The 21,615-nt window shown below is 66.5% G+C and carries 20 protein-coding genes; 13 read left to right on the forward strand and 7 right to left on the reverse strand.

Translation table 11 applies throughout. From position 1 onward, the window contains the following. Positions 1-7: 7 nt before the first annotated feature. From AB4Z46_RS16015 to AB4Z46_RS16040, 6 genes are all read right to left on the reverse strand, one after another. Positions 8-1,864, reverse strand: a complete 1,857-nt coding sequence (locus tag AB4Z46_RS16015; RefSeq protein WP_442284494.1) for a nickel-dependent hydrogenase large subunit — start codon at positions 1,862-1,864, stop codon at positions 8-10. A 34-nt stretch (positions 1,865-1,898) separates the two neighbouring features. Then, positions 1,899-2,990 (reverse strand): hydrogenase small subunit, encoded by a 1,092-nt coding sequence (locus AB4Z46_RS16020; protein WP_442284495.1) that lies wholly within the window; start codon positions 2,988-2,990, stop codon positions 1,899-1,901. Between the two features lie 318 nt (positions 2,991-3,308). Continuing rightward, on the reverse strand, positions 3,309-5,393 hold the full coding sequence (locus tag AB4Z46_RS16025; protein ID WP_442284496.1) for a TonB-dependent receptor: 2,085 nt from the start codon (positions 5,391-5,393) through the stop codon (positions 3,309-3,311). Between the two features lie 207 nt (positions 5,394-5,600). Then, complete coding sequence (gene nikR / locus AB4Z46_RS16030; RefSeq protein ID WP_442284497.1) at positions 5,601-6,086, reverse strand: nickel-responsive transcriptional regulator NikR; 486 nt, start codon at positions 6,084-6,086, stop codon at positions 5,601-5,603. Between the two features lie 81 nt (positions 6,087-6,167). Next, positions 6,168-7,445 carry a DUF3422 family protein gene (locus AB4Z46_RS16035; RefSeq protein ID WP_442284498.1) on the reverse strand — a complete coding sequence of 426 codons (1,278 nt, stop codon included), beginning with the start codon at positions 7,443-7,445 and terminating at the stop codon, positions 6,168-6,170. Then, entirely contained in the window at positions 7,442-8,407 is a 966-nt protein-coding gene (locus tag AB4Z46_RS16040) for a LysR family transcriptional regulator (RefSeq protein WP_442284499.1), read from the reverse strand. Before AB4Z46_RS16040 ends, AB4Z46_RS16035 begins: the two co-directional genes overlap by 4 nt. Positions 8,408-8,529: 122 nt before the next feature. Here AB4Z46_RS16040 and AB4Z46_RS16045 point away from each other — a divergent pair, with 122 nt between their 5' ends. The 12 genes from AB4Z46_RS16045 (at position 8,530) to fba (ending at position 20,946) form a co-directional block, all read left to right on the forward strand. Beyond that, a complete protein-coding gene (locus tag AB4Z46_RS16045; protein WP_442284526.1) occupies positions 8,530-9,987 on the forward strand; it encodes a form I ribulose bisphosphate carboxylase large subunit in 1,458 nt (485 codons plus the stop codon). 23 nt (positions 9,988-10,010) lie between these two features. After that, the gene (locus AB4Z46_RS16050) at positions 10,011-10,430 is read left to right on the forward strand and encodes a ribulose bisphosphate carboxylase small subunit (protein ID WP_442284500.1); all 420 of its coding nucleotides are present in this window, start codon (positions 10,011-10,013) and stop codon (positions 10,428-10,430) included. A gap of 8 nt (positions 10,431-10,438) precedes the next feature. Beyond that, positions 10,439-11,338: a CbbX protein gene (gene cbbX / locus AB4Z46_RS16055; protein ID WP_442284501.1), complete on the forward strand. Its 900-nt coding sequence runs from the start codon at positions 10,439-10,441 to the stop codon at positions 11,336-11,338. Positions 11,339-11,399: 61 nt separating this feature from the next. Continuing rightward, positions 11,400-12,215, forward strand: a complete 816-nt coding sequence (locus tag AB4Z46_RS16060) for an HAD-IA family hydrolase (RefSeq protein ID WP_442284502.1) — start codon at positions 11,400-11,402, stop codon at positions 12,213-12,215. Further along, positions 12,212-12,910 carry a ribulose-phosphate 3-epimerase gene (gene rpe / locus AB4Z46_RS16065; protein WP_442284503.1) on the forward strand — a complete coding sequence of 233 codons (699 nt, stop codon included), beginning with the start codon at positions 12,212-12,214 and terminating at the stop codon, positions 12,908-12,910. Before AB4Z46_RS16060 ends, rpe begins: the two co-directional genes overlap by 4 nt. Further along, positions 12,910-13,593, forward strand: coding sequence for an HAD-IA family hydrolase (locus tag AB4Z46_RS16070; protein ID WP_442284527.1), 684 nt, complete (start codon positions 12,910-12,912; stop codon positions 13,591-13,593). The genes rpe and AB4Z46_RS16070 overlap by 1 nt, the downstream gene beginning before the upstream one ends. Before the next feature lie 23 nt (positions 13,594-13,616). Next, positions 13,617-14,687: a class 1 fructose-bisphosphatase gene (locus AB4Z46_RS16075; RefSeq protein ID WP_442284504.1), complete on the forward strand. Its 1,071-nt coding sequence runs from the start codon at positions 13,617-13,619 to the stop codon at positions 14,685-14,687. A 34-nt stretch (positions 14,688-14,721) separates the two neighbouring features. Next, complete coding sequence (locus AB4Z46_RS16080; RefSeq protein ID WP_442284505.1) at positions 14,722-15,600, forward strand: phosphoribulokinase; 879 nt, start codon at positions 14,722-14,724, stop codon at positions 15,598-15,600. Positions 15,601-15,613: 13 nt separating this feature from the next. Further along, complete coding sequence (gene tkt, locus AB4Z46_RS16085; protein WP_442284506.1) at positions 15,614-17,698, forward strand: transketolase; 2,085 nt, start codon at positions 15,614-15,616, stop codon at positions 17,696-17,698. Beyond that, complete coding sequence (gene gap / locus AB4Z46_RS16090; RefSeq protein WP_442284507.1) at positions 17,695-18,714, forward strand: type I glyceraldehyde-3-phosphate dehydrogenase; 1,020 nt, start codon at positions 17,695-17,697, stop codon at positions 18,712-18,714. The genes tkt and gap overlap by 4 nt, the downstream gene beginning before the upstream one ends. Positions 18,715-18,727: 13 nt before the next feature. Then, positions 18,728-19,906 (forward strand): phosphoglycerate kinase, encoded by a 1,179-nt coding sequence (locus AB4Z46_RS16095; protein ID WP_442284508.1) that lies wholly within the window; start codon positions 18,728-18,730, stop codon positions 19,904-19,906. Positions 19,907-19,941: 35 nt separating this feature from the next. Then, positions 19,942-20,946, forward strand: a complete 1,005-nt coding sequence (fba, locus tag AB4Z46_RS16100) for a class II fructose-bisphosphate aldolase (protein ID WP_442284509.1) — start codon at positions 19,942-19,944, stop codon at positions 20,944-20,946. 234 nt (positions 20,947-21,180) lie between these two features. Here the strand turns inward: fba and AB4Z46_RS16105 are convergent, their stop codons facing one another. Continuing rightward, a complete protein-coding gene (locus AB4Z46_RS16105) occupies positions 21,181-21,450 on the reverse strand; it encodes a type II toxin-antitoxin system RelE/ParE family toxin (RefSeq protein ID WP_442284528.1) in 270 nt (89 codons plus the stop codon). Here AB4Z46_RS16105 and AB4Z46_RS16110 point away from each other — a divergent pair. Beyond that, entirely contained in the window at positions 21,343-21,609 is a 267-nt protein-coding gene (locus AB4Z46_RS16110) for a hypothetical protein (protein WP_442284529.1), read from the forward strand. The genes AB4Z46_RS16105 and AB4Z46_RS16110 overlap by 108 nt on opposite strands. Positions 21,610-21,615: the final 6 nt, after the last annotated feature.

Genomic DNA, 21,615 nt, shown 5'->3' on the forward strand with positions numbered 1-21,615 from the left:
GGGTGATTCAGCGCACTGTGACGCTGGTGAGTTCCTGGCCGTCCGGACTCATCACGTGGGTCGAGCATGCGAGGCACGGGTCGAACGAGTGCAGCGTGCGCAGGATCTCTACCGGCTGCTCCGGGTTGGCCATCGGGGTGTTCATCAGGCTCGCCTCGAACGCGCCGATCTGGCCCTTGGTGTCGCGCGGGCTGCCGTTCCAGGTAGTCGGCACCACGCACTGGTAGTTCTCGATGCGGCCGTCCTTGATGCGGATCCAGTGCCCGAGCGCGCCGCGCGGCGCAGCGACGGTGCCGACGCCCTTGGCCTCCTTCGGCCAGGTGGACGGGTCCCATTTTTCGACGTTGGCCGTGCTGGTGTCGCCGGCCTTGATGTTGGCCACGAGTTCGTTGAAGTCGTCGAGCATCATCTCGGCGCAGTACTGTGCCTCGAGCGCCCGCGCCAGCGTCCGGCCGATGGTCGTGGGCAGCAGCTGCTTCACGGTGTACTGCGTCTCCGGCATGCCCAGCGCCTTCGGGAAGTCCTTGTTGATGATCGAAGCGGACCGGTCGACCTGCTCCTTGACCCGTTGGCAGTGCGGATTGCCTTTCAGCGCGTGCGCGTAGCCGAGGATGTAGCGCGACAGCGGGCCGACCTCCATCGCATGGCCGCGCCAGCGCGGCGACTTGATCCAGGAGTACTTTGCGCTTTCGTCCAGTTGCTCGATGTTCGTTCGCGTGCCTTTGGTCTTCGCGCCGAGCTCGTAGTTGGGTTCGGTCACGCCGTCCCACGGGTGCAGCCCCTTCGACTCGTCGGCGTACTTGTACCAGCTGTGGTTGACGAACTCCTGTACCTGCGCGGGGTCGCGCGGGTCCACTGGGAGGATCTCGTCCCAGTTGCCGCCCAGGATCGCGCCGCCGGGCAGCTGCTGGGTCCTGTGGTCGCCCATCACCTTCTCGTAGGTGCCGTAGTCCATCACGTTTGTCGCGGCGAGGCCGCCGCCGTAGAGCCAGCCGGCCTGCTTGTAGATGGTGCCGATCGCCAGCACATCGGGGATGTAGACGTTGTTGTTGAACTCGATCATTTCCCGGATGCGCGCTTCGATGAAGTTCAGCCGCTCCATGTTGACGGGTGCGCCCGCGGCGCCGTCCTTGTCGATGTTGATGGCGCAGGGCACGCCCCCCACCAGGTAGTTCGGGTGCGGGTTCTTGCCGCCGAAGATGGTGTGGACCTTGACCCACTCCTTCTGCAGGTCGAGTGCCTCGAGGTAGTGCGTCACCGCCATGAGGTTGGCCTCGGGCGGCAGCACGTAGGCCTTGCTGCCCCAGTAGCCGTTCATGAACGGGCCGAGCTGGCCGCTCTCGACGAACTTTTTGAGCCGGTTCTGGATGTCGCGGAAATAGCCAGGCGACGACATCGGATGCGATGGGGATACGGTCTGCTGCAGCTCCGAGGTCTTCTTCGGATCGGCCTTCAGCGCAGACACCACATCGACCCAGTCGAGCGCATGCAGGTGGTAGAAGTGCACGGCGTGGTCGTGCTCCTGCAGCGTCTTGGCCATGATCTCCCGGATCAGGTAGGCGTTCTTCGGGATCGTGATACCAAGCGCATCCTCGACCGCACGCACCGAGGCGAGCGCATGGCAGCCGGTGCACACGCCGCAGATGCGCTCGACGAAGGCCCAGGCATCGCGGGGGTCGCGGCCCTTGAGGATGACCTCGAGCCCGCGCCACATCGTGCCGGTCGACACCGCGTTGCGAATGACGTTGTTGCTGTCGACGTTCACTTCGCAGCGCATGTGGCCTTCGATGCGCGTGACCGGATCCACCACGATACGGCGACCCGTATCGTCCATCTTGAAGCCTTGTGTCTCGTATGCACTCATTGTTGTCGTCCTTGCCGTTGGGGCATCGAATGTTTCAGCGCTCGGCGATGTCGGCCGTCTTGCTTTCGGCCTTGTGCTGTGCGGCCCGCTTGATCGCCGATGCGGCGGCATGCGCGACCGCTGCCGCCCCGACCACCCCTGCGGCCGTGGCACCGACTCGGTCGGCATTGGCCTCGATGCCGAACTGGTGGATGTCGGTCAGGCGGTTGTAGAACGAGCCCTTGTCCCAGAAGCCGTCTTCCGAGCAGCCGATGCAGCCGTGGCCGGCCTTGATCGGGAAGCTCGTGCCCTCGTTCCACTGCACCGTCGAGCAGGCGTTGTAGGTGGTCGGGCCCTTGCAACCGACCTTGTAGAGGCAGTAGCCCTTGCGCGCCGATTCGTCGTCCCAGGCCTCGACGAACTGGCCCGCGTCGAAGTGCGGGCGGCGGTAGCATTTGTCGTGGATGCGCTGGCTGTAGAACATCTTCGGGCGGCCCTGGCGATCGAGTTCGGGGATGCGGTCGAAGGTCAGCATGTAGGTGATCACGCCGGTCATGACCTCGGCGATCGGCGGGCAGCCGGGCACCTTGATGATGGGCTTGTCGAAGATCACCTTGTGGATCGGCGTGGCCTGCGTCGGGTTCGGCTTGGCAGCCTGCACGCAACCCCAGCTTGCGCACGAGCCCCAGCTGATGATCGCCTTGGCGTCCTTGGCGACGTGCTTCAGCTGATCGATGAAGGGCTTGCCGCCGATGATGCAGCTCATGCCGTCCTGGTTGAGCGGCGGGTTGCCCTCCACCGCGAGGATGTAGTTCCCCTTGTACTTCTTCATGATCTCCTCGAGGATCGCCTCGGCCTGGTGGCCGGCGGCGGCCATCAGCGTGTCGTCGTAGTCGAGCGAGATCATCGACAGCACCACGTCCTTGGCCAGCGGGTGCGCCGAGCGGATGAACGATTCCGAGCAGCAGGTGCATTCCAGCCCGTGCAGCCACAGCACCGGCGTGCGCGGCTTGGTCTCCATGGCATGGGCGATCTGCGGCACGAAGGCCGGGCCGAGACCCAGTGACGTGGCGGTCAGCGAACAGTACTTGAGCAGGCTGCGGCGCGAGATTCCCTGGCGGCGCATGACCTCGTAGAACGTTTCCATCGTGTGCTGTCTCCTTGCCTTTGCGGCGATGTCGTTGGGGGCGGCGGGCTTGCGAGGGGCCGGGCCAGCCCAAAGGCCATGCCTTGCCGCACCCTCTTCATTGCAACTCGCGGACCAGTTCACTCATCTCCCGGGGAAAACCCTGAATGACTGCTGCAAGTACTTGATTTGATTGGGCAAAGACGGCTGCGCCGAGCAAGGCGCGGCGACCGTCGGACGGCATGTCGCAGCGGCTCTTCCAATCCGGTCGTCGAAGTGCAAGCAGTGCTTCCACTGGCGCTCGCGCGCCGGGGATGCAGGACGGCCGGCCGGCCGCCATCAAAACGTCCAGCGCGCGCTGACCCGCGCGCTGCGCGGCTCCATCGGGTGCACGTGCCGGTCGTCGATGCCGCCACCGCAAGCGCCGCTCGCCACTTCGCCCGCCGTGCACGACGCGTAGAAGTATTCGATGTCGTTGCCTTTCCTGCCGGCCAGGTTGAACACGTCGAGCCCGAGCGTGAGGTGCTCGTTCACCGCATAGCGCGCGCCGAAGTTCAGCAGCGCTGTGGCACGCGAACGCACCGTGTTGAGAGTGTCCAGCGCACGCGGCCCCATGTACCGCAGCCGCAGTGACGCGGTCCATGGCCCGCCGATGTAGGTCACGCCGGCGGCGAACACCCGCTCCACGGCGTTGTCGACATGGTCGCCTTCGCCTTCCGGCGCTTCGCCGCGAAAGCGCCCGCGCGACAAGGCGGCATCGGCCTCCAGGCGCCAATGCGAGACGACTTTCCAGCGCAGCGTCGCCTCGAGACCGCGCCGACGGCTGGCGCGGCCTGGCTCCGTGCTGCCTGCGTCGCCGACGTAGACAAGCTCCGAGTCAAGCCCGAGCTCCCACAGGGCGACCGTGGCGGTGAGGTCGTCGTTCGGCTGGAAGCGCCAGCCCAGTTCCGCGCCCCGCCCCTTGACGAGCGCGGGGACGCGTTCGGCCGGTAGCCCGCTTTGCGGATCGATCGTGATGGTGGCGCCGCGCACGTCGTTGCTATGGAAGCCGCCACCGGCATTCAGGTACAGCTCGTGCTGTGGCGTCACGGTGAATGCGAGACCAAGCTTCGGGCTTGTGATCGCATCATGCCCCTTGCCGCTGTTGAGCGAGCCGTACGCCAGCGCCCGGCCTTGCACGTCGTAGCGCAGCGCATCGCTGCGCCACCCGACATAGCCACGCCAGTGATCGCTGAAGTTCACGAACTGCTGGGCGTAGATCGACACCAGATCCTGCGAGACCTTGTCGTTGCGCAATGTCGACAGCCGCTCGCGCGCAACGGTGTCGTAGAGACCGACTTCGCCGATGCGGTCACCGCGCCATTGCGCACCGACACTCAGCAGGCCATCGAGCCCACCGATCCTGTTGGGCATGCTGCGCGAGCCCTGTGCGCCGAACGCGCGGCGCCGGTCGGTCTGTTCGAACTGATCGCCATCGACCGGGTTGCGGAGGAAGTAGGTGAAGTCGGAGAACAGATCGAAGCGGTAGTCCATCGCGTAGGCGCTGATCTGCGTCTCGCCATCGCGCCCCTTGTCGAACCATTTGCCCGACAGGCTCAGGCGCCGCGTGCGGCCGCCGTCCGTCGGGTTCATCGAACCGAAGCGGGATATCTCTCCCGAGTCGATCAGGCGCTGCGGCACCTGGTCGGTCGAGTTCCAGCGGCTTTGGTAGGCCATCCCCGTCAGACTGAGGCCGCGCGCAGAGGAACCCTGCGAGTAGCGCAGGACGGCATTGGCTTTGCGCAGTTGCTCGGGCACTTGCCACGGGCCGTCGTTGCCTTCGAGCTCGATAGCGCCCAGCCAGGTCTGGTCGGCCACGGTGCGCGACCCCGCGGCGAGCAGGCGCCGGAAATTGTGCGAACCGAAGCTGACATCCACGATCGGTGCGGGCAGTGCACTCAGGTAGTCGAGGCTGGCGCTGCCGGCCAGCGAGAAGTCGCCACTGTCCGCGAAGTAGGGTCCTTTGCGATAGCGCACGCCGGAGACCAGCTCGGGCGTCAGGAAGTTGAGGTCGGCAAAGCCCTGACCGTGCCCGTGCGTCGGCATGTTGACCGGCATGCCATCGACGGTCACCGCGAAATCGGTCCCATGGTCGAGATTGAAGCCGCGCAGGAAATACTGGTTGGCCTTGCCATCGCCCGAGTGCTGCGTGGCGACGACACCGGGCACGGCCTCGACGATGTCGCCAGGCCGCAGCTTGGGCCGCGACTGGAAGGACTCGCGCTCTGCCGCGCCTTCGCTCGCACTGTCGGCACTGCCGATAGAGGAGTCACGCGGGCCCCGCACTTCGATCTCCGGCAGGTGGGTGGTCTGGGCGACGGCCAGCGGGCTGTTGACCAGTGGGATCAGGTAGGCACCGCAACGCATCAGAGAAAACGGGGGCATGGTGATTCAGTAGGACAAAACTGAAAAACCTCTTACACATGCCGTGCCAGAACCTCGGCGCTAGGGGAAACCACCAACCGGGAACCGTAGCAACACCTGGGTGCTGCGTGGCTTCGATGCCGTTTCCTCAGTGAATGCGCATGCCCATGAGAAAGCGCGAGTGACAGTCTGCAGGCGAAACTGGCACATGCGCTTCCATCACGCGTCTCAGTTGATCGGCTTGAGGTGCGTGTGCGGCACCGCGGGTGCGCCGCTGGCATGGCGGTGCTCGTGACCACTGGCATCGAGCGGCACCAGGTGCACGTTGCCGTGCCGCACGCCGCGCAGTGCGATCAACTGCTCCGCGCAGAGCTGCACCGCGGCAGTGGGGCCGCGCAGCACCACCGTTTCGAGACAGTGGTCGTGGTCCAGGTGCGTGTGCAGGCTGGTGATGACCAGGTCGTGATGCTCGTGCTGCAGGTCGAGCACGCGCGTCGTCACCGTCTGCTCGTGGTGGTCGTAGACATAGCTCACGGTGGCGACGCACCAGCCTGCCGCCTTGCCGCGCACCGGCTTGCCGAGCGTGGCGCTGCCCAGCCGCATGCGGATCAGGTCGCGCACCGCCTCGGAGCGGTTCACGTAGCCCTTGTCGGCGATGAGCGCATCGAACTGCCGTGCGAGTTCGTCGCCGAGCGAGATGGTGAAGCGTTGCATGACGTACGCCCTGTGGATTTGAGAAACGAAGATGGTAGCCATCAGCAAATCGGACTCCCGCGCAATATGGTGCGATGCTGCTCAGGTGTCCGGCGACTGCAGGTGCCGGCGCAGCCGGCGCATGTTGAGCAGTACGAGCAGCGCGATCGCCGGCACGGCGACGAGAGTCACCGCGGTTTCATGCCAGCCCATGGCCTTGGCCAACGGCTTCAGCAGGTAGTTGCCCAGCCCGACGCCGTAGTAGGTCATGGCGATCACCGAAAGGCCTTCCACCGTCTCCTGGAGCCGCAGCTGCATGCCCTGGCGCCGGTCGAGCGAGCCGAGCAGCGCCTGGTTCTGGCGTTCGCGCTCGACCTCGGAGCGGGTCTGCAGCAACTGCGCGGCCCGGGCGATCCGTTCGGACAGTTGCGTCTGTCGGCCCGCCGTGGCTGCGCAGCTGTCCAGGGCGGGGCGGAACCTGCGCTCCATGAATTCCGACAGGGGCTGCAGCCCCGGCACTACCGTCTCGCGCAGCTCGATCAGCCGCCGGTCCACGATGCCGCTGTAGGCGCGGGTCGCGGCGAAGCGCGCGCTGTGCTCGGCCATCGCGTACTCGACCCGGGCCGCCAGTGTGACCAACTCGTGCAGCAGCACCTCGTCGCCGTCCGTCGCATCGTGGAAGCGGGCCATCAGCGACGCCAGCTGCGTCTCCTCGACGGCGAGTTGGCCCATGCGGCGGGTGGCGAGCGGCAGGCTGAGCAGGGCCATCATGCGGTAGGTGTCGACTTCGATCAGGCGCTGGACGGTGCGGCCCGCTCGGCGCCGGTTCATCGCGTGGTCGAACACCAGAAAGCGCGTCACGCCGCCCACCGAGCGAAGGTCCGAGACCACGGTCGCCGCGCCATCCGCGACTCGGTTTCCCACCAGCAGTTCGCTGCAGAAGAGCGGTGCCACCACGCGCGCATGGGGCGGATTGCCGGGGCAGGGGAGTACGGCCAGCTGGGTCGCGGAAATCATGCGGCCGGGGAGCGTGGCCAGCCAATCGTGCGGCAGGGCATCGAGCCAGCCGGTGTCGAATGCCCGGTCCATCGCGAGGGAGTCCAAGTCGGCGAACACAGTGAAGGTGTGGAACTCCGTGTGGCGTTCCCAGCGCACGCGCAGCGCGCCGCAGCGCACCTGGTGCTGCATGGCATTGCCCGGTTCGGTGGCGTCGCCGCCCAGTCGCGCCAGATGTGCGATGCAACGCGCGTCGTCGGCCGGGCCTTCGCGCAGCGTGGCGACGGCCAGCGCCGCACCCGGCGTCGAGAGTGGCTCGAATGGGCGCGCGTGGATCTCGTCGGCCAACTGCTGGCGTCCTTCGACTTCGGTCGGCAGTTTCATTTCGGGCTCCTGGCAGTGCTGCGCCTTTTCGATGAACCCGAGGTCGCGCGCAGTTGCGCGAGGATCAGGCGCTGGCCGTCGTCGGCCAGGAATTGCATGAAGGCGCTGGCCAGTTGAGGCAGCCGGCGCGTCGCCAGATGCATCGCATACCAATCGCGCTCGATCGGGTTGGCCGTCATGGGCAGCAGCGCGAGCAGGCCGGCGTCCAGCTCGAGCCGGCAGGTGTGCAGCGACAGGAAGGCCACGCCGAAGCCGGCTGCGCACATCTGCTTGATGGCCTCGTTGCTCGACAGCTCGGAGCCGACGAGCAAGGCAATGCCGGCTTCCCGGTAGAGCGTCTCGACGGTGGTGCGGGTGCCCGAGCCGCGTTCGCGCACCAGCAGCTTGGCGCCCGACAGATCGGCGATCGCCAGCCGGCGTCGCGTCATCAACGGGTGCGTCGGTGCTGCCAGGAAAGCCATCGGATGGCGCGCAAAGGGCACGGCCTTGGTCTTCAGTTCGGCCGGCGGACGTCCCATGATGGCGACGTCCACCTCCTGCCCGGCGAGCATCTGGACGATGTCGTTGCGGTTGCCGACCTTGAGCTGGATCTTGACCTCCGGACGGCCGTCGGCGAACGCCACCAGCAGCGGTGGCAGCAGGTACTCCGCGGTGGTCACCGCGCCCACGCGCAGGGTGCCGGAGAAGCCGCCCCGCTGGGCGGCCACCTCGTCGCCGGCCTCGCGCCACAGCTCCAAGATGCGGCCCGCATAGCCCGAGAGCAGCTCGCCTGCGCCGCTCAGCCGCACGCCACGCCCCTCGCGCTCCAGCAGGGGCATTCCGGCAGCTTCCTCGAGGAGTTTGATCTGGATCGAAACCGCCGGCTGCGTGAGGTGCAGCTCGCTCGCGGCTCGCGAGACGCTGCCGAGCCGCGAAACCGCGTGCAGGGCAGCCAGTTGCCGAAAAGTGGCGTTCTTGATCATTAGTGAAAGCAAATGAATGCGAGAAAAAGATTAACTATTACAAATGAAAAGGGCTTCGTACATTGAAGGCACCAAATACCTCGAACCGACCAAACCCAGCAAGGAGAGTGCCCGTGGGCCAAATGAACGAACCGACACAGATCACCGACAGCGCCAAGCGCTACGCGGCAGGCGTCCTGAAGTACGCGCAGATGGGCTACTGGAACGGCGACTACGTGCCGAAGGAGACCGACATCCTCGCGCTTTTCCGCATCACCCCGCAAGATGGCGTCGACCCCATCGAGGCCGCCGCCGCCGTGGCCGGCGAATCGAGCACTGCCACCTGGACGGTGGTCTGGACCGACCGCTTGACCGCTTGCGACATGTACCGCGCCAAGGCGTATCGCATCGAACCTGTGCCGAACAATCCGAGCCAGTACTTCTGCTACGTCGCCTACGACCTGAGCCTGTTCGAGGAAGGCTCGATTGCCAATGTGACGGCTTCGATCATCGGCAACGTCTTCAGCTTCAAGCCCCTCAAGGCCGCGCGCCTGGAAGACATGAAGTTCCCGGTCTCATACGTCAAGACCTTCGCGGGCCCGCCGACCGGCATCGTGGTCGAGCGCGAGCGCCTCGACAAGTTCGGGCGCCCGCTGCTGGGCGCCACCACCAAACCCAAGCTCGGTCTGTCGGCGCGCAGCTACGGTCGCGTCGTGTACGAAGGCCTGAAGGGTGGCCTGGATTTCATGAAAGACGACGAGAACATCAACTCGCAGCCCTTCATGCACTGGCGTGACCGCTTCCTTTGCGTGATGGATGCGGTCAACAAGGCCAGTGCCGCCACCGGCGAGGTCAAGGGCAGCTACCTGAACATCACCGCCGGCACGATGGAAGAAATGTACCGCCGCGCCGAATTCGCTAAGGAACTCGGCTCGGTCATCGTGATGGTCGACCTCGTGGTGGGATGGACTGCAATCCAGAGCATGAGCCACTGGTGCCGCCAGAACGACATGATCCTGCACATGCACCGGGCCGGCCACGGCACCTACACGCGGCAGAAGAACCACGGCGTGAGTTTCCGCGTGATCGCCAAGTGGCTGCGTCTGGCCGGTGTCGATCACCTGCACACCGGAACCGCCGTGGGCAAGCTCGAGGGCGACCCGATGACCGTGCAGGGCTACTACAACGTCTGCCGCGATACCCACACGGTGGTCGATCTGCCGCGCGGCATCTTCTTCGACCAGGACTGGGGCGCGCTGAAGAAGGTCATGCCGGTGGCCTCTGGCGGCATCCACGCTGGCCAGATGCACCAGCTGCTCGACCTGTTCGGCGACGACGTGGTGCTCCAGTTCGGCGGCGGCACGATCGGCCACCCGCAAGGCATCCAGGCTGGCGCGACCGCGAACCGCGTGGCGCTCGAAGCGATGGTGCTGGCGCGCAACGAGGGCCGCGACATCAAGAACGAGGGGCCGGACATCCTGAGGGACGCCGCCAAGTGGTGCACGCCGTTGAAGGCCGCGCTCGACACCTGGGGCGAGATCAGCTTCAACTACACCTCGACCGACACCTCGGACTTCGTTCCGACCGCGGCCGTGTCCTGATGCCATCGTTAAAGAGAGCCACCATGCGAATCACCCAAGGCACCTTCTCGTTCCTGCCCGAGCTCACCGACGCGCAGATCACCAAGCAGATCGACTACTGCCTCGCCAAGGGCTGGGCGATCGGCCTCGAGTACACCGACGACCCGCACCCGCGCAACACCTACTGGGAGATGTTCGGCAACCCGATGTTCGACATCGTGGACGCGGCCGGCCTGATGCTGGAGCTCAGGAGCTGCCGCAGAACCTTCCCGAGCCACTACATCCGGTTGACCGCGTTCGATTCGACCCACGGCACCGAGTCGGTGGTGATGTCGTTCATCGTGAACCGCCCGAAGGATGAGCCGGGCTTTCGCCTGATCCGCACCGAGGAGCCGGGCCGCACGATCCGCTACAGCATCGAAGGCTACGCGGCGCAGCGAGCGCCCGAAGGCTCGCGCTACTGAGGCCGCCAATGATGGATGCGGCCACCACCTCGACTCCCGGTGCGTTGCTCGAAGCCTCGGGCGTGCGCACGCTGCTCGACAAGCTCGATGCCGATCTGATTGGCCTGGCGCCGGTCAAGGGCCGCATTCGCGACATCGCCGCGCTGCTGCTGATCGACAAGCTGCGTGGCGAGCAAGGCTTGCAGTCGACGCCGCCATCGCTTCACATGTGCTTCACTGGCAACCCGGGCACCGGAAAGACGACAGTGGCGATGCGCATGGCCGAGGTGCTGAAGCAGCTCGGCTACGTGCGCAAGGGCCACCTCGTGGCGGTGACGCGCGACGACCTCGTCGGCCAGTTCATCGGCCACACCGCGCCGAAGACGAAAGAGGTGGTGAAGAAGGCGATGGGCGGCGTGTTGTTCATCGACGAGGCCTACTACCTCTACAAGCCCGAGAACGAGCGCGACTACGGGCAGGAGTCGATCGAGATCCTGCTGCAGGTGATGGAGAACAACCGCGACGACCTGGTCGTGATCCTCGCCGGCTACAAGGACCGCATGGACACCTTCTTCGGCAGCAACCCTGGGATGGCGTCGCGCATCGCGCACCACATCGACTTCCCCGACTACACCGATGCCGAGCTGATGCAGATTGCGCAGCTGATGTTGAAGCAGTTGAACTACAGCTTCGATACTGGAGCCGGGCCAGCCTTTGCGCGGTACGTGAGCCTGCGCAAGGAGCAGCCCCACTTCGCGAATGCACGCTCGATCCGCAATGCGCTGGATCGGATCCGGTTGCGGCATGCGACGCGGCTGTTCTCGGCGGGCACGGCGTTGACGCGGGAACAACTGTGCACGCTGCAAGCCGAGGACGTGCTCGCGAGTCGCGTGTTCGCGGCAAAGCCGTCGGCAGGGAGAGCGGCATGAGCCCCCGCCCGGCCGCTCCGAAGGGGGCTCGCACCGCAGTGCGCAGCACGGAGGCTGCCCTATGAGCATCGACGCCCTGATCTTCGACGTGGACGGCACAATGGCCGACACCGAGGAAGCGCACCGCGTGGCCTTCAACTTGGCGTTCGAGCGCCAGGGCCTCGGCTGGTCCTGGTCGCCGGCAGCGTATCGGCGGCTGCTCGAGGTGACCGGTGGCAAGGAGCGGCTGTGTCACCACATCGATGCGCTCGATGTCGCCGACACCGAACGCCGGCGGCTGCTCGCACTGGTGCCCTCGCTTCATGCCGACAAGACGAAGTTCTATACCGCGGTGGTCCGTGACGGCGGCGTGCCCTTGCGGCCCGGCGTGGCAAGACTCATGGACGAGGCCCTCGCAGCGGGCTGCCGGCTGGCCATCGCCAGCACCACCAGCGCAGCGAACGTCGATGCGCTGCTGGCCGCCACCCTCGGCGCGCGCGGCCTCGACCTGTTCAGCGTGATCGTGTGCGGGGATCGCGTGCAGGCCAAGAAGCCGGCGCCCGACATCTACGCATTGGCGCTGCGCAACCTGGGCATCGAGCCGGCGTCCGCAGTGGCCATCGAGGACTCCCTCAACGGACTGCGGTCGGCCCGTGCGGCCGGGATCTGGACGCTGGTGACGCCGACCTACTGGAGCGACGACGCCGATTTCGGCGACGCCGGCCTGGTGCTACCGAATCTCGGTGACGTCGACGCGCCGCTGCAGGGGGAGCCCGGCCATCTTCTGCGCGACGCGGCCTGGCTCGGCCTGCCCGAACTCGCTCGCCTCGCGACCGCCGCCAGCACAGCCACCCACGCCACCACGCTGCACCCCCGCCCACAGGAAAGCTTTCGATGAACCGCCACCCCCGCATTGCACCGAGCCTGCTGTCGGCCGATTTCGCTCATCTCGGCGACGAGGTCGAGGCCGTGATCGAGGCCGGTGCCGACCTGATCCATTTCGACGTGATGGATAACCACTACGTGCCGAACCTGAGCGTTGGCCCGATGGTGTGCGAAGCCATCCGCCCGCACTGCATGCGCGACGGCTTGCCCGTGCCCATCGACGTGCACCTCATGGCGCGGCCGGTCGATGCGCTGATACCGCTTTTCGCGCAGGCGGGCGCGTCGATCATCTCGTTTCATCCCGAGGCGAGCGAGCATGTGCACCGGACGGTGCGCCTGATCCGGTCGCTCGGCGTCAAGGCCGGGCTGGTGCTCAACCCGGCGACCCCGCTGCACTGGCTCGACCATGTGCTCGACGAACTCGACCTGGTGCTGCTGATGTCGGTCAACCCCGGCTTCGGCGGGCAGACCTTCATCGATGGCGTGTTGCCGAAGATCGAATCGGTGCGCCGCCGGATCGACGCCAGCGGTCGCGACGTGTGGCTCGAAGTCGACGGCGGCATCAACGCCGGCAACGCGTGCCGTGCGGTCGACGCCGGCGCCGACACGCTGGTCGCCGGGTCGGCCGTGTTCGGGAACAAGGACTATCGCGCAGCGATCGCCGCCATCCGCGACGCCGCGCCGCTGCGTCTGGCGAGGCAGGCGTGATGACCTTCCAGGCGATCGCCTTCGACCTGGATGGCACGCTGGTGGACAGCGCCGGTGGCATCGCGCTGGCGCTCAACACGGCGCTGCGCGAAGCCGATCTGCGTTGCTTCGACCTGCAGCGCGTGCGCGGCTGGATCGGCGATGGGCCTGACGTGCTGATCGAGCGGGCGCTACGCGCCATCGACCCGCAGGACGTCGACTTGGAAGGGCTGTCGATTCGCCTGCGCCGGGGCTTCGACGCGGTGACGCTGCGACTGCCGTTCGCCGACAGCTCGGTCTATGCGGGTGTCGAAGACCTGCTGAATCAACTCGGGCGCGACAACATGCCGCTGGCGGTGGTCACCAACAAGCCGACCGAACTGGCACGGGCCGTGCTGGAGGGAGCCGGACTGCTCGGCCATTTCGCCGCCGTGCACGGCGCCGACACGGCCGCCCTGCGCAAACCTTCGCCACTGCTGATCGAGCAGGCCGCGCAGGTCCTGGGTGCGCACCCGCGGCACATGCTGATGGTCGGCGACGCGGCCACCGATTGCCTGGCCGCGCGCGCCGCCGGATGCCGTGCCGCCTGGGCCGGGTGGGGCTACGGCTTGCTCGACATCGAACAGAGCGAATCCGTCTGGCGCCTCGACCGACCCGCGGATCTGCTGGTTCGCATGAGTCCGCCACAAGCCCATTGCCATTGAAACAACTACCTGGAGATACGCCCATGCCCACCGGAGGAAAGTCCACTCTCACCCAGTTCCTGATCGAGGAACGTCGACGGTTTCCGGAGGCCACCGGTGACCTGAACGCACTGGTTACCGATGTGTCGCTGGCCTGCAAGGCCATCTCGCGCAAGGTCGCCTATGGCGCGCTTGGCGGCGTCCTGGGCAGCGCAGGCACGGCCAACGTCCAGGGCGAGGAACAGAAGACCATGGACGTGTTGAGCAACACGATGTTCCTGCGCGCGAACGAGTGGGGTGGTCACCTTGCTGGCATGGCAACGGAAGAAATGGAAGCGCCCTATCCGCTGCCGCCCGAGCATCCGCGTGGCAAGTACCTGCTGCTGTTCGACCCGCTCGACGGTTCGTCAAACATCGACGTCAATGTCTCGGTGGGAAGCATCTTTTCCGTGCTGCGCGCAGTCACGCCGGGTACCGACCCCGCGACTGCGGACTTCCTGCAGCCCGGCACACGGCAGGTCTGTGCCGGCTACGCGATCTACGGGCCGTCGACGATGCTGGTCCTAACGATGGGCCGCGGCACGCATGCCTTCACGCTCGACCCGTTGCTGGGCGAGTGGGTGCTGAGCCATCCGAACCTGCAGATACCGCCGCGCACCCAGGAGTTCGCGATCAACGCGTCGAACAGTCGGTTTTGGGAGCCGGCCGTGAAGCGCTACGTGGACGAATGCATGGCGGGGCAGTCCGGTGCGCGTGCGGCCGACTTCAACATGCGCTGGATCGCATCGCTGGTGGCCGAGGCGCATCGCATCCTCATGCGCGGCGGCGTCTTTCTCTATCCGCGCGACACGCGCGAGCCGGCGCGCGAAGGGCGCCTGCGCCTGCTTTACGAAGCCAGCCCGATCTCATTCCTGATCGAGCAGGCCGGCGGCGGCGCCAGCACCGGGCGCTCGCGGCTCATGGAGGTCGTGCCGGATGCGCTGCACCAGCGCATCGGCTTCGTGTTCGGCTCGGTGCAGGAGGTTTCTCGCATCGAGGCCTACCACCGCGACGAGCCGCCGCGCGCTTTCGACTCTCCCTTGTTCGGTCACCGCGGCCTGTTCGCGACCGCCTGAAACCAGCACCGAATCACCGTATCGAAGAAATCCCATGTCTGCCAAGCACCCCATCATCGCCATCACCGGCTCTTCCGGCGCAGGCACCACCTCGGTGACCCGCACGTTCGAAAACATCTTCAGGCGCGAGAACGTAGAGGCTGCCATTGTCGAGGGCGACAGCTTCCATCGCTATGACCGCCAGTCGATGAAAGTCGCCATGGCCAAGGCCGAGGCTGAGGAGCGGCCCCATTTCAGCCACTTCGGCGAGGACGCCAATCTGTTCGAGGATCTGCAGCAGCTCTTCCGGAGCTATTCCGAGACTGGCAACGGAATGAGCCGCAAGTACCTGCACAACGAGGAAGAGGCGCAGCCCTTTGCGCAGCCGCCGGGCACCTTCACGCCGTGGCAGTCGCTTGCGGCCAGCGACGTCCTGTTCTACGAGGGCCTGCACGGCGGCGTGACGACCGACACGGTGGACATCGCGCGGTTCGCCGACCTGCTCATCGGCGTTGTGCCGGTGATCAACCTCGAGTGGATCCAGAAGATCCACCGTGACCGCAGCACGCGCGGCTATTCGACCGAGGCGGTGACCGACGTGATCCTGCGCCGCATGCACGAGTACGTGCACTACATCTGTCCGCAGTTCACGCGCACGCACATCAACTTCCAGCGCGTGCCGGTCGTCGACACCTCCGACCCCTTCGTGGCGCGCACGATCCCGACGGCCGACGAGAGCCTGGTGGTGATCCGCTTCGCCAACCCGCGCGGCTTCGACTTCCCGTACCTGTTGTCGATGCTGCACGACTCGTTCATGTCGCGCGCCAACACCCTGGTCGTGCCCGGCGGAAAGATGGAGCTCGCGATGCAGCTGATCTTCACGCCGATGGTCATGCGCCTGGTCGAGCGTCGCAAGAACCTGCTGGGCGCCTGAGCAAGTGAGCACCATGAACACTCAATTCACTGAGCCCGTGACGCGGGCGGTCTGCGCCAACGCGCTGCGGGTTCTGGCGATGGACGCCGTGCAGACTGCAAACTCCGGCCACCCGGGCATGCCGATGGGCATGGCAGACATTGCGGAAACACTGTGGCGGCATCACTTGCGCCATGATCCGTCGGATCCAGCCTGGCTGGACCGCGACCGGTTCGTGCTCTCGAACGGCCACGGCTCCATGCTGCTGTATGCGCTGCTGCACCTGAGCGGCTACGCGTTGCCCATGGACGAGCTCAAGAGATTCCGCCAGCTGCATTCGCGCACCCCGGGGCACCCGGAGATCGGCGTGACGCCGGGCGTCGAAACCACGACCGGGCCCCTGGGGCAGGGCCTGGCCAACGCGGTCGGCATGGCACTGGCGGAGAAGCTGCTTGCGCAGGAATTCAACCGTCCGGGGCACACTATCGTCGACCATCGCACCTATGTGTTCCTGGGCGACGGATGCCTCATGGAGGGCATCAGCCACGAAGCCTGCTCGCTCGCCGGCACCTGGGGCCTGCGCAAGCTGGTGGCCTTCTATGACGACAACGGCATCTCGATCGACGGCGACGTCGCCGGCTGGTTCACCGACGACACGCCGAGCCGCTTCGAGGCCTATGGCTGGACTGTAGTGCGCGACGTGGACGGGCACGACACCCAAGCGCTCGACCGTGCGATGGCAACGGCTCTGGACGCCGACAAGCCGGTGCTGGTGTGCTGCAGGACGACCATCGGGCAGGGATCACCGAACCGCGCCGGCACCGCCGATGTGCATGGCGCGCCGCTCGGGGCCGACGAGATCGCGAAGACGCGCGCGGCTCTGGGCTGGCACGATGAGCCTTTCGTCATCCCGCAGCCCGTGCAGCAAGCCTGGTCGGCCGTCGCACGCGGCACGCGCCTGAACGCAGCCTGGCAACGGTCGTTCACCGCCTATGCCGCTGCGCATCCCGAGCTGGCGGCCGAGTTCCTGCGCCGGCAGGCGCGCGATGCGGCGCCGGCGCCTTCGACGGAGGCTGCGCTGTCGGCTGCCGGCGCCGCGGCCGAGGGCGCCCGCGCGGCGGTGGCCACCCGCAAGGCGTCGCAGGACACGCTGCAGTTCATCGGCCCGGCCACTCCCGAATTGCTGGGCGGTTCGGCCGACCTGACCGGATCTAACCTCACCGACTGGCGCGGCCATCGCCCGCTGCTTGGCAAGGGCACAGGCAACCACGTGCACTACGGCGTGCGCGAGTTCGCCATGTCGGCGGTCATGAACGGCCTGGCGCTGCACGGTGGCTACCGACCCTTCGGCGGGACGTTCCTGGCGTTCTCCGACTACGCGCGCAACGGTATCCGGATGTCGTCGCTGATGAAGCTGCCGGTGGTCTACGTCTTCACCCACGATTCGATCGGCCTCGGCGAGGACGGCCCCACGCACCAGCCGGTCGAGCAGGCGTCCAGCCTGCGACTGATTCCCGGCGTGGACGTGTGGCGCCCGGGCGATGCGACTGAGACTGTCGTTGCCTGGCGCGAAGCGTTGCGCCGCGTCGACGGCCCGAGCTGCTTGCTGCTCACGCGTCAGGCGCTGCCGCACGCCGGGAACGCGACGCCGCGCCTCGAATCGATCGGTCGCGGTGGCTACGTGTTGCGGCGCCCGGCGGACGAACAGGTGGTGCTGCTGGCCAGCGGCTCTGAATTGGGCGTCGCGATCGCGGCCGCAGACCTGCTGGCTGCACGAGGCATTGCCGCGCGCATCGTGTCGATGCCCTGCATGGACGTGTTCGAGCGCCAGGAAGCGGCCTATCGGCGCGATGTGATCCCGCGCCATCTGCCGCGCCTCGCGATCGAGGCTGGCTGCACGGCGCTCTGGTGGAAGCTCGTGGGCGAGGAGGGCGATGTCGTGGGCATCGACCGCTTCGGCGAATCGGCACCGGCCGGTGCGCTCTTCGAGCTCTTCGGCATCACCGCCGACGCGGTGGCGGACCGGGCACGGGCGTTGGTCCGGCGCGCCGCCGCGGCGGATCCCGCTTCGTCCTGTCGTCCAGCTGATTCCTCAGCCCTTTCCCATCAAGAATCATGACCCTGAGAGTTGCCATCAATGGCTACGGCCGCATCGGCCGCAACGTGCTGCGTGCATTGTTCGAGTCGCCGTCCCACGGCAATGGCGAAGCGATCCGTATCGTCGCCATCAACGACCTGGGCGACGCGAAGACCAATGCCCACCTGACACGCCACGACACCACGCACGGCCGTTTCGCGCTGCCGGTGCGCCACGAGGGCGACTGCCTCGTGGTGGGTGAGCAGCGCATCCAGGTGAGATCGGCGCGCAATCCGGCGGAACTGCCTTGGAAATCACTCGGCATCGATCTCGTGATGGAGTGCACCGGGCTTTTCACCACCAAGGCGCGGGCCAGCGCCCATCTCGCCGCTGGCGCCGGCAAGGTGCTGATCAGCGCGCCCGGCGGCGCCGACGTGGATGCAACGATCGTCTACGGCGTCAATCACGGCACGCTGCGGCCGGCACACACGGTGGTGTCGAACGCCTCGTGCACCACCAACTGCCTGGCGCCGGTCGCGCAGGTGTTGCACGGCACGGTCGGCATCGAGAACGGCCTCATGACCACCATCCACAGCTACACCAACGACCAGGTCCTGACCGATCTCTACCACGAGGACCTGCGCCGCGCGCGCTCAGCGACGCAGTCGATGATCCCGACGCGCACCGGCGCGGCCGCGGCGGTCGGCCTGGTGCTGCCGGCGCTGGCCGGGCGCCTCGACGGCTTCGCGGTGCGCGTGCCGACCCTTAACGTGTCGATGGTCGACCTGAGCTTCGTCGCCGGCCGGGCGACCACCGTGGACGAGATCAATGCGCTGATGCGCGAAGCTGCCGCAGCCGGTCCGCTCGCGGGCGTGCTCGGCTACAGCGACGAGCCGCTGGTGTCGGTCGACTTCAACCATGATCCGAGGTCGAGCATCTTCGACGCGACCTGCACCAAGGTATCGGGCCGACTCGTGAAGGTTTGCGCCTGGTACGACAACGAATGGGGCTTCTCCAATCGCATGCTCGACACCGCGTGCGCGATGGCGCAGGCCTGAGAGAAGCGCCGCCATGAAGCTCAAGACTCTGGCATCGGTCGCCCTGCGAGGGCGCCGAGTGTTCATCCGCTGCGACCTGAACGTGCCGCTGGACGCCGCGGGGCGGATCACGGACGACACCCGCATCCGTGCCAGTCTCGGCTGCATCCGCCATGCGCTGGGCGAGGGCGCCCGCGTGATGGTCGCCTCCCATCTGGGGCGGCCGCACGAAGGCGCTTTGACTGCCGGCGAATCGCTGGCACCGGTGGCCCGACGCCTGGGCGAGTTGCTCGGCATGCCGGTGCCGCTGGTGTGCGATTGGCTCGACGGCGGCTTCGAGCTGACCGAAGGCCGCGTCGTCCTGCTCGAGAACTGTCGCGCCAACGTGGGCGAGAAGGCCAATGCGCTGGCACTGGCGGCGCGCATGGCGAAACTGTGCGACGTCTATGTGAACGATGCCTTCGGCACCGCGCACCGCGCCGAAGCGACGACCGAGGCGCTGGCTCGGATGGCCCCAGAAGCCTGTGCCGGTCCGCTGATGGCCTCCGAACTCGAAGCCTTGGGCCGCGCGCTGGCCGACCCGGCGCGGCCGATGGCCGCCATCGTGGGCGGCGCCAAGGTGTCGACCAAGCTGTCGATCCTGAATGCGCTCGCCGCGCGGGTCGAGTTGCTGGTGGTGGGTGGCGGCATGGCCAACACCTTTCTTCTGGCGGACGGCAAGGCCGTGGGACGGTCGCTCTGCGAGCCCGACATGGTGGCGGCAGCCCGCGAAGTCATGGCCACGCTCGCGGCCCGTGGCGCACGGCTGTTCGTGCCGGTCGACGTGATCACGGCCACGGAACGTTCGGCGGCCGCGGTCACCCGCATCTGCGGTGTCGACGCAATCGCACCGGACGAGATGATTTTCGACTACGGCCCGGAATCGATGCGCCTGCTGCTAGGCGAACTGGCTGCCTGCAAGACCGTCTTGTGGAACGGCCCGCTGGGCGTATTCGAGATCGAGGCGTTCGCCGGTGGAACCCGCGCCCTGGCGCAGGCCATCGCCGGGTCCGCCGCCTTCTCAATCGCAGGCGGCGGCGACACCGTGGCCGCGATCAACGCCTTCGGCGTCGCCGACCGGATGGGCTACGTGTCCACCGCCGGCGGCGCCTTCCTCGAGTTCCTGGAAGGCAGGACCTTGCCGGCCGTGCGCGCGCTCCAGGAGCGCGCGTGAATCACATTCCTTTTCCTGAACCACCGGAGACCCCTATGGCCATGATTTCCCTGCGCAAGCTGCTGGACCACGCCGCCGAGCACGGCTATGGCGTGCCTGCCTTCAACGTCAATAACCTGGAGCAGATCCAGGCCATCATGCAAGCCGCCAAGAAGACCGATAGCCCGGTCATCCTGCAGGCCTCGGCCGGCGCGCGCAAATACGCCGGCGAGCCGTTCCTGCGTAAGATGGTCGAGGCTGCGGCCGAGATGTACCCGGGCATCCCGATCGTCATGCACCAGGACCACGGCTCGAGCCCGGCCGTCTGCATGCAGTCGATCCGCTCCGGCTTCACCAGCGTCATGATGGACGGCTCGCTCCAGGAAGACGCGAAGACGCCAGCCAGCTATGAATACAACGTCGACGTCACCCGTCGCGTGGTCGAGATGGCGCACGCGGTGGGCGTGTCGGTCGAAGGCGAACTCGGTTGCCTTGGCTCGCTCGAATCGGGCTTGGCCGGCGAGGAAGACGGCGTGGGGGCGGTCGGGGTGCTGTCGCACGACCAGTTGCTGACCGACCCCGACGAAGCGGCGGACTTCGTGGCGCGCACCGGCATCGATGCGTTGGCGATTGCCATCGGCACGTCGCATGGCGCGTACAAGTTCAGCCGCCAACCCACCGGCGATATCCTCGCGATCGATCGCATCAAGGCGATCCACGCGCGCATTCCCGACACCCATCTCGTCATGCATGGCTCGTCGTCGGTGCCACAGGAGTGGCTTCAGATCATCCGCGAGCACGGCGGCGAGATCAAGGAAACCTACGGCGTGCCGGTGGCCGAGATCTGCGAAGGCATCCGCCATGGCGTGCGCAAGATCAACATCGACACTGATATCCGCTTGGCGATGACAGGCGCGCTGCGTCGCGCGATGACCAGGAACCCGCAAGAGTTTGATCCCCGCAGGTTCCTCAAGGATGCGACCTTGGCCGCGCGCGACCTCTGCGTGGATCGCTTTGAAGCGTTTGGCTGTGCCGGCTACGCCGCAAATATCGGATCATGATCCGCGGCTGCCAATGGCCGTCTTGTGGTTCGCGAGGGAGCCTCCGGCCGTCCCCGTTCGAGACCTCCCGCAATCTGGAAGCGGCGGGGTTCGAAGTAGTCCGATCGCGCGTCTCTGAAATCGCCGCATCCCGACTGCGCCAGATGAATTCCAGCGCATCCTTCTTCGCGGGCAGCATTTAGGTCTACGACTGGACTAGACATCACTTGCCTGGCGACCGACGAGGGCTGGCAGTCATTCTTCATACCCCCCTTCTCGTTGATGGCGCACTGCCAGAACGACCGCTGTAGTGCCATCAAATCGGTACTTCGCCACATAACCGCTGGCGCCGAAGTCGATCAGCCATTCCCGGTACTCGGGCTCCATGTCCACGACGGGACGCCCAATGCCTGGCTGTTGCTCGACGACCTTCATGCCGTCACGGATAGCTTTGACTGCGCGCCGGGCGGCATCTGGGCTTTTCTCGGAAAGAAAACGGTAAAGACGCGCTGCACGTCGCGCAATGCCGGTGGCGACCAGATCAGTCGTGGCATTCAGGCGGCTCCACGTCCTGGCCGGCACCCGCATCCGCGATGGCGCCGCAACGGCCAGCAGGTCTTCATCGACTCCGTGCACGAGTCGCAGCGCCTGATGTACATCGTCGACATCTCCGGGATCATGTGACGAAGC

Source organism: Variovorax sp. M-6 (assembly GCF_052114385.1).
GTDB lineage: Bacteria > Pseudomonadota > Gammaproteobacteria > Burkholderiales > Burkholderiaceae_C > Variovorax.